Source organism: Peribacillus sp. FSL K6-5616, assembly GCF_038008245.1.
Classification (GTDB): domain Bacteria; phylum Bacillota; class Bacilli; order Bacillales; family DSM-1321; genus Peribacillus; species Peribacillus frigoritolerans.
Genome location: NZ_JBBOYT010000001.1, coordinates 4793718 through 4805406 on the forward strand (window position 1 = coordinate 4793718; position 11689 = coordinate 4805406).

General features: G+C 40.9%; 9 protein-coding genes. 4 read left to right on the top strand and 5 right to left on the bottom strand.

Features of this window, described 5'->3' with window-relative positions; all coding sequences use genetic code 11:
- The first annotated feature begins 38 nt into the window (after window positions 1-38).
- Window positions 39-1079 (top strand): C40 family peptidase, encoded by a 1041-nt coding sequence (locus MHB45_RS23300; protein WP_340908115.1) that lies wholly within the window; start codon window positions 39-41, stop codon window positions 1077-1079.
- 277 nt (window positions 1080-1356) lie between these two features.
- Window positions 1357-2283 (top strand): LCP family glycopolymer transferase, encoded by a 927-nt coding sequence (locus tag MHB45_RS23305; RefSeq protein WP_048687829.1) that lies wholly within the window; start codon window positions 1357-1359, stop codon window positions 2281-2283.
- A 17-nt stretch (window positions 2284-2300) separates the two neighbouring features.
- Here the strand turns inward: MHB45_RS23305 and MHB45_RS23310 are convergent, their stop codons facing one another.
- The 4 genes from MHB45_RS23310 to secA form a co-directional block, all read right to left on the bottom strand.
- Window positions 2301-4091 carry an LTA synthase family protein gene (locus tag MHB45_RS23310; protein ID WP_072272245.1) on the bottom strand — a complete coding sequence of 597 codons (1791 nt, stop codon included), beginning with the start codon at window positions 4089-4091 and terminating at the stop codon, window positions 2301-2303.
- A 76-nt stretch (window positions 4092-4167) separates the two neighbouring features.
- A complete protein-coding gene (locus tag MHB45_RS23315; protein WP_142398479.1) occupies window positions 4168-4350 on the bottom strand; it encodes a hypothetical protein in 183 nt (60 codons plus the stop codon).
- Window positions 4335-4796 carry an SLAP domain-containing protein gene (locus MHB45_RS23320; protein WP_048687877.1) on the bottom strand — a complete coding sequence of 154 codons (462 nt, stop codon included), beginning with the start codon at window positions 4794-4796 and terminating at the stop codon, window positions 4335-4337. Before MHB45_RS23320 ends, MHB45_RS23315 begins: the two co-directional genes overlap by 16 nt.
- Window positions 4793-7171, bottom strand: a complete 2379-nt coding sequence (gene secA, locus MHB45_RS23325) for a preprotein translocase subunit SecA (protein WP_323066472.1) — start codon at window positions 7169-7171, stop codon at window positions 4793-4795. Before secA ends, MHB45_RS23320 begins: the two co-directional genes overlap by 4 nt.
- Before the next feature lie 255 nt (window positions 7172-7426).
- Between secA and MHB45_RS23330 the strand changes: the two genes are divergently transcribed.
- Together MHB45_RS23330 and MHB45_RS23335 are read left to right on the top strand one after the other, a co-directional pair.
- Window positions 7427-8851, top strand: a complete 1425-nt coding sequence (locus MHB45_RS23330; RefSeq protein WP_081088486.1) for an alkaline phosphatase — start codon at window positions 7427-7429, stop codon at window positions 8849-8851.
- Between the two features lie 134 nt (window positions 8852-8985).
- A complete protein-coding gene (locus tag MHB45_RS23335) occupies window positions 8986-9216 on the top strand; it encodes a hypothetical protein (protein WP_142398480.1) in 231 nt (76 codons plus the stop codon).
- A 298-nt stretch (window positions 9217-9514) separates the two neighbouring features.
- Here MHB45_RS23335 and MHB45_RS23340 read toward each other — a convergent pair whose 3' ends face one another.
- Complete coding sequence (locus tag MHB45_RS23340; protein ID WP_323066471.1) at window positions 9515-11584, bottom strand: SpoIID/LytB domain-containing protein; 2070 nt, start codon at window positions 11582-11584, stop codon at window positions 9515-9517.
- Window positions 11585-11689: the final 105 nt, after the last annotated feature.

Genomic DNA, 11689 nt, shown 5'->3' on the forward strand with positions numbered 1-11689 from the left:
TTAGAATAGGGAAAAAGACATATTTGAGGTGGAAAACCGTGAAAAAAAGTGTTGTCGCATTTTCGACATTAGCCATTTTATCTTCGACTTTTGTTTCTCCTGCCCTTGCCGGTACATATACAGTCAAAAGCGGTGATAACCTAAGTAAAATTGCCCAGAAGCATAATACGACGGTAAAAGACTTAAAACAGCTTAATAACTTAAAATCAGACTTCTTGAGAATCAATCAAAAATTAATTACACCCATCTCCAAAACAACATCAAATGCTTCTTCAGTTTCCATGAAAACAACAAAGAAAACCACATATACCATTGTTTCAGGTGATACCTTAACCAGGATAGCAAACAAGCATAACCTTACACTTGCTGAATTGATGAAAATGAATAACTTAAAATCCGATAGAATTTATGCAGGCGCCAAACTTATCGTATCCAAATCAACCACCACCACTACCATTGATTTACCCGGCAGCTCCAAACCATCCAGTGGTACACAGACCCCAGCCAATTCGTCTACATACATTGTGGTAAAAGGTGATACTCTTTCCAATATTTCCAGAAAAACAAACTTGACTGTAGCCCAGCTTAAATCAATCAACTCGTTAAAGTCCGATTTAATCAGAGTGGGGCAAAAACTGAAATTAAGTAAATCGGCAAGCACTGCCCCTGCAGATAAAAACGATGGTGGAAAAGTGGAAGCCCCAAGTTCAGGAAACAAAGTGGCCAAGCTCGTTTCCGAAGCAAAGAAATTGATCGGCACACCTTATTCGTGGGCGGGTTCCTCCCCATCAGGATTCGATTGCAGCGGATTCATCTACTATACGTTCAAGAAGGCTGGGTATGATGTTCCAAGGCTTTCATCATCCACCTATTATGATATGGGCAAAAAAGTTACTTCACCGAAAAGCGGCGATCTTATCTTCTTTGCAACGGGTTCCAATAAATCAGTCATAAGCCATATGGGAATTTACTTGGGCGGCGGGGAATTCATTCATGCCTCATCAAGTAAGGGAGTAACGATCAGTACCACTTCAAACTCTTATTTCAAAAGTAAAATCATGGGTTATAGAAGTTTATAAGATTTACTTGCCAGACTTTCTCTTAAAGTCTGGCAAATTTATGGAAAGAATCATAACTTCTTTAACTCTTCTATACAATTTGGGAAAACAATTGAATGCTGTGCAAACGAAGGAATTCAGAATCCTTCGTTTTTTTGAATGAAAAAAGGTAAATATGCACTCTACCTACAAAAAGAAACTATTCTAATTTTGACAAAAAAAAGGTATAGTTAAAAATACCGACTAGGTACTTTTTCACACCTTCCATTTTGTGGGATGGTTAAGGGAGGAATATTAAATGAGATCCGAACATAAAAAAAAGAAAAAGAAACGCAAAACGTTTAAAATAATCGGCTTCACCCTTCTTATCCTTATCATTGGCGCAGGTGTTTATGGCGCTTCAGTATATCAATCATTAGCCGGTGCGATCAGCACTATGCAGGGCACAGCCCATAAAACGGATAAACGTGTAGAGGACATCAAGTTCAAAAGCCAAGATCCATTTTCATTACTGATTCTTGGTGTGGATGAAAGAAAAAATGACTCAGGTCGATCAGATACGATGATTGTCATGACCGTTAATCCTAAAAAAGAGTCGATTGAGTTATTGAGTTTACCGAGAGATACGCGTACAGAGATCGTCGGTAAAGGTATAAATGATAAAATGAACCATGCCTATGCATATGGCGGAGTGGCCATGTCGATAAATACAGTGGAATCCTATTTGGATATCCCGATTGACTATTACGTCAAAATGAATATGGAAGGCTTTCAGGATATTGTGAATGCCGTTGGTGGTGTCAAAGTCGATAATGATATGGACCTTGCCTATAAAGGATATACCTTCAACAAAGGTACAATCGACTTAAATGGTAAAGAGGCCTTGATCTATTCCCGAATCCGTAAAGAAGATCCCCGCGGGGATTATGGACGGCAAATGCGGCAACGCCAAGTTATCCAAGCTGTCATGAAAAAAGGGGCAAGCCTATCAACACTTACCAATTATGACGATATATTCGAAGCTTTAGGTAAAAATGTGGAAACCAATTTAAGTTTCAATCAAATGTTGAGCATTCAAAATAACTACAAATCATCCCTCAAAAATATTGAACAATATACACTTGAAGGTGACAATCAACGGGTAGATGGCGTTTGGTACAACATCGTTCCAGAAGATACAAAGCTTGCAGCCCAAAATCGTGTTAAAGCACATTTGGGATTATAATGGAAGGAGGATGACTTTTATCGGTCATCCTCTTTTTTTACTTCTTTCTCAATTTTTTTAAAGTAATCGGAACGTATCACCTGATCACTCAGATCAATCTCCTTTTGATCTTTTGGTGAAAATCCTTCGACCTTGCCTTCCCCATTTATTTTCATTTGAGAACCATAATCCCCTTTTAATATCAAGGCATCACCCTCTTCCCCATCCAGCATGCTCTCTCCAAAGTATGAAGAACTCTTTATATTGAACAGATCATATAGAGTGGGCAGAATATCGATTTGGCCCGCCACCTTATCTATCGTTCTTCCTTCCATATCCTCCTGATAAATGATCACGGGAATGGGCATATATTTTTCGATCCACTCTTCATCGCTAATTTTACTACCGTAATACGCTTCAACCTCGTGTTTATCTTTTAAGAATAGCCCATCATGATCTCCGTAAATGACAATTACGCTGTCTTTCAATTTCCCGTCATCCTTCAACTTCTTAACGAAATCCCCGATAGCTGAATCTGTATAATGAATGGCTTCGAAATATTTAGTCAGGTAACTATTTTCTTTTCCAACTTCAGGCTTTATTGTTATCTGTTCCTTCGGCAGCGAAAAAGGTACATGGCTGGTCAAAGTAACGAAAAAAGCGTAATAGGGGTTTTGTTTATCTTTTAAGAAATCATAGCTTTGATTAAAGAAACTGCGGTCTCCCAAGCCCATCGAAATCATCTCATCCTGCTTCATATCCTCTATGGAAAGATAGTCATCAAAACCTAGCGAGGGATATGCATGCTGCCTATTCCAAAAGTCTTCTTCATCTCCGTGGAAAGCAAAACTTTGATAATCCGACTTCTTTAATTCCTTGGCAAGACCAGGAAAATCATTATAAGGGAACCGAAAAAAGGTCGCACCTTGCTTTAAAGGAAATAGTCCGGTATTCACGATAAGCTCTCCATCAGATGAATTTCCAAATACCGTCTGCGGATATACATGCGGGAAATACAATCCCCCTTTCGCCAGTTCATTCATGAATGGCGTGACCTCCTGCCCGGCACTGGTTTGAAAGAGCGGAAACGCCTGTAAAGATTCCACCTGGATGATAATGAGATTCTTCCCCTCCAAGGATCCTGAATGGGCATTTTCCTTTCTTTTCTTTTTATTGAAGTAATCAGAAACGGCCTTCTTTTCTTCCGAAGACATTTCATCCCTTCCCGAGTCATTAAAATAGGCATACGCATCCAATGCGTGATGACCGATAGGACCCCAGTTTCGCAAAAAGGTATTTGCCTCATAACGACGGGTTATATCGACTTTGTCGATAAAGATATTCTTGACCGGTTTTAATCCTGCTATCATCAGGAATATTACGGCCGGCACAAGTGCCATATGCTTGAGGGGGTATTTTTTCTTCACAAAAGATTCAGCAATTGGAATGCCTGCCAGAAGAAAGATTGCATCCTTGATTTCCATCATACTGAATATACTTTCACCTAGCCCATTCAGATTGCTTTTTTGCATCCACATATAGGATGTTATAGGTGTCGAATAATAACGATAAAACCAGATGTCCCCAAGGAAAAAGACCATGATTGAAAGAAGGAAAACTGAAAAAATGATGCCCTTTATGATTCGATTCGATATCCATTCCTTCAGATAAACAATAAAACCGGCAACACCGATGATTATCGTAATGATCCCAATAGAAAGATCGTTACCCATCCTATCATTCGTATAAATGAAAAGTATGGCCACGATTAAGAATGACAATAACTCAAATAGCCTCTCCTTCAAGCGTTGATTACAGTTATTCTTCATGCTCCTGCCACTTTCCTCTTCAATATTTCCAAGCCTTGGTTAGGCTAGATTGCGGAAGATTACTTATAAATATTACTTAGCGTTGCCATTTATGAGAAATTGCACACAGAAAATGGCATAAATATTTGGTGCTACTGACTTCCCTTATAAACAAAAAACCTTCATCACTAAAAGGATGAGGGCTTTGCTTTGGCACTCCGGCAAAAAGCTGCCGATTGCCGCTAGACTCATGCAGTTGTTTTTCTACTTTCTCTTCCATTCAAAAGCAATCTTCCAACCTTCATCAGGAATCGATTCCGCCAACATATCCCCTTCCTCGAACAAGAAACGCCATGGCATGCATGAAAGTGCTGGAAGCTCACCAAGCTCTGCAAGATCGAATGTCTTTTTTGCGAGGAATTTTCCATCTCCATCAACTAACAGTAAATCCACGATATCAAAACTGACAGCTTTCTCTATTGAACTTCGCAGAAAAGCCTCTATGATGACATCATCTTCCACCCTAGTCAGCTTGATGCCGGATATTGAAATTTGGTTCGGTTTTAATGCAGGCAGCCTTTGATGGTGGAATTTATATACATATTCCTCTTGCTTGGAAATATCCCACCCCCTGTGAAACATCAGGACAGTATGAACGGTGTCATCATGATTTGCTAACTTAGGTACATCTGAAGCTGCATTATCCCTTTTTCCAAATAAACTCATCGTTCCTCCCCCTCCAAAGAAGCTGCATCTTGCTGATTGCTTTTCATATATTCCATAAAACGGATGCTTATCTCCGCCTCAATTTTACTTAATAGAAGGTTGAATTGACTGAGAGCTGCTTTTTCAAACAACGCATATGGGTCCTGCTGACCATATTCACTTAAACCAATGCCTTCCTTCAAACTGTTCATTTCATCTAAATGGTTCATCCAATTTGTATCGATGTGCTGTAGCATGAAAGCGCGCAACTGGTTTCCCCATTCTGCATCGTCTTGAAAGATCACCAGTCTCGATTCCCATTCAGCTAAAGCCTCCAACACCCTTCCTCCAATTTGGCCTTCTATATCCTTCAAATCACTTTCCTGCCAACCTAACGACAGCAAAACAAAGGTTAGCTCTTCAATTAAGGCAGAGGAGTCAGGCTCCGCTATATGTTCACAGTCATATTTCACTGTGAGCCGAGTAATGTATTTTACGATGTAGTCAAGTAAAATGGCCGACATCCGTTCAGGCTCCATATCAAGAATCCGATCTCTCATTGCATAGATGATTTTACTCTGCTCATTTAATGCATGTTCCAACTTCAATAAGTGATATCGGCTTGATTGATGCATCTGCTCTACCGTTTCCTGAACCATTTTAACGAATTTATCGGGTGCAGGGCCCAGCACCAACCCATTTTCATCCGTTTTGATTTTCTTGATATAACGTCCCATTTCTTCTTCATCATAGTAATTAAACAAATCATCTTCCAAAGAAATGATGAATTGTGTTGAACCAGGATCACCCTGCCGCCCGGAACGTCCTCTTAACTGCATATCGATCCGACGGCTTTCGTGTCGCTCCGTCCCGATAATATGAAGGCCGCCCAATTCCTTGACATCATTCCCAAGTAATATATCCGTTCCTCTCCCAGCCATGTTCGTAGCCAGCATCACTTGTTTTTTTTGCCCGGCCTTCGCAATGATCTCCGCTTCATCCTCTTCCGTCTTCGCATTAAGGATTTGATGTTTAATTTTTCGATTATCCAGTTGAACCGAAATTTTATCAGATTGCTCAATGGAGGTCGTCCCGATCAGGATAGGTCTGCCTCCATCATGGATCCTTTTTACTTCCGTGACGATTTTGTTGATTTTGCTTGTTTCATCTTTATAAAGCAAATCAATCTCATCCACTCGAATAATAGGCTCATTAGTTGGAATTTCAATGACGGGGAGCTGATATATTTCCTGGAATTCAGACTTTGATGGCATGGCACTCCCTGTCATCCCAGACATTGAATGATATAATCGAAAATAATTTTGGACGGAAATCATAGCCTGTGTTTCATTCTCTTCGGAAATCTCCAATCCCTCCTTTGCCTCAATGGCTTGATGTAGCCCGTCACTGAAGCTTCGCCCTTCCATCACCCTGCCTGTGAATTTATCGATGATTGCAATCTTTCCATCGAAGACAATGTAGTCCACATCCAATTTCATGATTGCCTGCGCTTTCAGCGCCTGTGTAACATTATGTAATAACTCTTGATGCTCCATTCCATACAGATTGTCGATGCCAAAGGCCTCTTCAATCTTGGAAGCACCTTGATCCGTGAAGAAGGCGGACCTTGACTCGATGGAAATCTCGTAATCATCCTTTTCTATAAATGTCTTCATGATTTGCGACGTGATCTGGTGAAGCTCGGTTCCGTCGTTTGCCCTGCCCGCAATGATTAATGGTGTCCTCGCTTCATCAATCAAGATGCTGTCAACCTCATCGACAATGGCAAATCGGTGTCCTCTTTGAACCTTGTCTTCCCTTCGAAAAACCAGATTATCACGCAAATAATCAAAACCGAACTCTGTTGCCGTCCCATACGTGATATCTGCCGCATATGCTTCACGCTTCGAGGAAGGTCCCATTTGGGAAATGTTCAAACCGACCGTCAAACCTAGAAATTCATGAATTTGTCCCATTAACTCTTTATCACGTTTGGCCAAATATTCATTGGCCGTAATAATATGGACACCGTTACCGAACAGTGCATGTAAATAACTAGGCAATGTAGAGACAAGCGTCTTCCCCTCGCCCGTATTCATTTGGGCAATGCCCCCTTCACTCAGGACAAAACCGCCTGCAAGCTGAACATCATGGTGCCTAAGATTCAATACTCGCTTGGAAGCCTCCCTCACGACCGCAAATGCTTCGGCTTGTATATCCAAAATATTATCACCAGCATCCAAAATGCTTTTAAATCTATTCTTCATTCCGCTTAATTCCAGATCTGAGTATTTTTCATATTTACCCTCTAGCCGATTCACTTCTTCTACCAACTTATAAATTCTCTTCAAGTCTTTAGAACCTTCTTTGAAGAACTTTTTCATACTGGATAGCATAGGGTTTTCTCTCCTATTAATTCAATTGACTTTTAGTGAAATTATATCAGTTATGTATTTACTGTTTATAAATTATCGCCTTCATATTGTAATTATATAGAAATTCTTTATTTTTTTGAAAGACAAATTATACAAAAACCGACTCGATGCCGCTAACCATGCTAAAAAGATTAGCTCATCCTTAATATCAGGGAGGGGTTTTTTTATCGATTTAAACAAATAATAGGAAGACTTTCACCCAATGGAGGATTTCAGATGAATAAGACATCCAGATATAAACTCGTACAGCCGCATCGCTTTGGATTATTCGTTCTTATAATTTTCTTTATTAGCATGAGCTCCCCTGTTCAAGCAGAAACTAGAAACACCCCCAAGAATGTCATATTGCTGATTGGCGACGGCATGGGGCTAGGAGCAATAGAAATTGCCCGGCAATTGGAATATGGAAAGACAGGTGTACTACATATGGAAAAACTGGAGCATGTCGCCCTGATGCGCACCTATTCCGCCAATAATTACGTCACTGACTCGGCGGCAGGAGGGTCGGCGATTGCCACTGGTATAAAAACCAACAATGAATCAATCGGTGTCGATGCCAATGGTTCCGAGGTGGATAGTGTATTGGATGCCTTTCAGAACAATGGCAAAAAAGTCGGGATCATCTCAACCAATATGGTTGTCGATGCCACACCCGCTGCCTTTGGTGCAAGTGTGCCTAACCGCTGGACAGGTGGCGCAAATATCGCGAGGCAGCTCTTTGATAACAGGATTGACGTCACTCTTGGCGGTGGTGCCAGCTATTTCGAGGCGGATAAGCAGAATGGCGAGGATTTAATCGCCAAATTTAAACAAGCTGGCTATGGGATTACGACGACTAAAGAAGAACTTAGTTCCATTAATAATCCGGCAAAACTTTTAGGATTATTTCACCCTACCTATATGAATTTTAAACTGGATAAAGAAGTATTACATTCCCAAGAGCCATCCCTCCCCGAAATGACATCCAAAGCATTGGATATTTTATCCCGGGGTGATAAGGGATTCTTCTTGATGGCCGAAGGTGCGCGTATTGACCATATGGAGCATGCAGCCGACATCACTGGAATATGGAAAGAAACCATCGAATTTGACCAAACCGTAAAAGAGGTTGTAGATTGGTCAAAAAATCGAAATGATACGTTGATCGTTGTACTTGCAGACCACGAAACAATGGGGACCTCCGCTTCTGAAACAATGGATATCACGGCATTGAAAAAAATCAGGGTTTCATCTGAATATATGTCCAAACAGCTTACATTCGATAAAAATAATGAAATCAATCCAGAAAGTGTCGTTTCCACATTCAAGAAGTATGCACATATATCCCTTACGGATCAAGAAGTCGATCAATTCATCGATAACGTAAAAAAGAATAAAACGCTTGTCTATCCAAAGCATCAAATCGATTGGGAAATCGGTAGCACCATCGCCAGGCACCATAAGGCGGGCGTAGCTGATCGAAGCATACGGGCGGCCAGTTCCACAGGAGGACACACAGCCAATATGATTCCCGTTTTCGCCTCCGGTCCAGGCAGTGAAGCCTTTGATGGAGTCATTGAAAATACCGATATCTCAAAAATCATCACAAAAGCCGCCGGCGTTCCGTTCACACCCGGTCAGCATAAAACAAAAGAGGAATGAATGCATTCATTCCTCTTTTAAGATTACTCATTAACTGCATTACATCGAATCGAATGTCATTTTTATTGAGGTCAGATAACTCAAGTTATGACGAAGTTTGGGGCATTACTCGCTAGTTTGAGGCATTTACTCTCGTGAATCCATCCTTTACTCTTGAGTTTAGTGCATTTACTCGTGAGTTTTCGCCTTTTACTCGTGAATTTGCAGCATTTACTCGTGAGTTTCCGCCTTTTATTCGTGAATTATTGCATTTTACTCGCGAGTTTGCAGCATTTACTCGTGAATTTAGTGCGTATACTCGTGAGTTTACGCCTTTTACTCGTGAATTTGGTGCATTTACTCGCGAATCCGCCTTTTACTCGTGAATTAATGCATTTTACTCGCGAGTTTGCAGCATTTACTCGTGAATCCGTGCTTTACTCGTGAATTTGGTGCGTATACTCGTGAGTTTCCGACTTTTACTCGTGAATTAATCCATTTTACTCGCGAGTTTGCAGTATTTACTCGTGAATCCATACATTACTCGTGAATTTAGTGCGTATACTCGTGAGTTTTCGCCTTTTACTCGTGAATTTGCAGCATTTACTCGTGAATTTGATGAAGAGTCTTGATGCCATAATAAAATAGAGCAAAAAAGGACGTCATTATTGACGTCCTGCTCATTCATTTTTTTATATGTTTTTTTAATACATACCCAATTTGGCTTCCCTTTTTCACTTTGTACCACTCATCTTGTTGAGCCAGGATCGTTACAGATTGGTCCCTGTATAGATTCCCAACCGTTTCAGAAGATGCATTTCTATTTTCTTTAATATATAATTCGCTTGCTGTCACTATTCCCGTCGTCTTCCTTATCGAGATTTTCGTAGAAATGGTTTTCTGATTGTCACTCTTATCCTTAGCTGAGATTGTCACCGTAAATATGCCGCTGGACATATTTTTGAAATCCCATGTTGCGGATTGCCTGCCTTTACTGAACGGCCTTTCAGAAAGGATACCGACAACCTTCCCTTTACTGTTCTTAATTTCCACTGTTACATTGGCGTTTTCATTAATTATATATGTTATGTTCGCTTGCTCGGTACTATAGTCACCCGATGTTTTGACTTCGGTGATTTTCGGTGCCGACGTATCTTTACTGATCTTAATCGGCATTGTTGCCAAACCTTCATTCCCGTTGCGGTCCATTGCTGATATTTCTGCTTCATATGTACCGTTACTCACCGCTGTTGTGTTCCAGATTGCTGAATGGGTACCCTTTTTCATTGTTTGGTCACGGACTGGGGTAGCTATAGATTTCCCTTTACCATCTTTAATCGTAAGTGTTACCACAGTATCTTCTTTTAGGGAGTATGTGATTCCAACCTCATCATTGACATGATCCGTTTGCGCTTCCATGCTTACTGGATTCGGTTCTGCCTTAGCGACAAGATCCGTTTTAAATCCAGCGCCTGGTCCATATTCCCTTTCTATAGTTGTGTCAGGATAATAAAATCCCAAAATATCTAGATAGGAGTGTCCTGCTTCCGCTCTGTTTTTCGCCCCAAACTGACTTAGCCCGACACCATGCCCATATCCTGATCCTTTAATAGAAATTTTGGGGTGATCGGAGGATGAATGGTCAACCAGATAGCTTTTCATCACCTCTTGCCCCACCATGCCCCTGATTTTGGAAGCTGATACATTAGTAAGCTTAACCGTTTGCGGCAAAAGCTTTCCCCCGTCATCAACGAGATCCCTTACATAGAAATTCAATTGGATGGAGCCTTTCGTTACACGGCCTCCCGTTTTCTCATCTGAAAATGTTAACAAGGGAATCTCCGTTATTTTAATATCTTTCTGCGCATATCCATTATTCTTCAGCCAAGCCTTAAGCTTCGGCACAACCGTTTTATCTTTTTCCTCTACACTTGTCCACCATTCTTCCGGTTTAGATAAGTCCATTTTTGAAAGGTCGATTTGCTGCTTGTCCAGCGTTATCTCCCAACTGGTTTTCGGATCATAGAAATCTTCTTTTATAGATAAATATGCAAGGGGGTTGCCACTTGACCAAACATTTGAATTCGATTCGGTCATCCCTCCATTGCTTGAGGAAAAGAACGCTTCGATTATTTCGCCATCATGCTTGATTACCATGCCCTTCGTCTGCTCAATGGCTGAATTAGTTCGATAGTGACCGGCAGCCCCGCCATATACTTGGTAAGAAACCGTATCATCAATTATTGTGGATTGATGGCGAAGTGCATAGGTCCGGGCGGCAATCGCCTGTGCTTTTAAGGCTTCGGCATGCCATAGTGCAGGCATCTCCAGCGGGACGACGCCCTTTAGATAATCTTCCATATAAACAGTATTGATCGGCCGGATGTAACCGTCCTCCGCTTTAAATGAAAATGAGCCTTGATACGGACGGCCGTTTATGGATAATGAAGAATCAGGTTTAACTGGTATTACCTTAAAAGAAGCATAAGATCCCTTTTTCTTAGATCCTTTGTATACGGCAAGTTTAGCCGACTCCACTTTCAAAGTTAGATTTTCCCCCGCCTTTATGAATATCTCTCCCCCTGATGTACGGTAGTCACCAGTTGCCGTTATTTCGGCGCTGGTTCTATTGCCCAAATAATTCTTCAGTTTCACTTCCATCGTTGAATTTTCTTCTGCTGCCGTCGCTTCATGAGAAGGAAATGCAAAAAATGTGATAAAGAAAGCGATAAACAAATACTTTAATCTTTTCATTCCTTTTCATCCTCATTCCCATTCTATTCATCTTTCAAGGATTTTTGAATTAATCCTATTCAATCCATCGGCATGTGGTAACATAACGGCATGTATGATGTCACT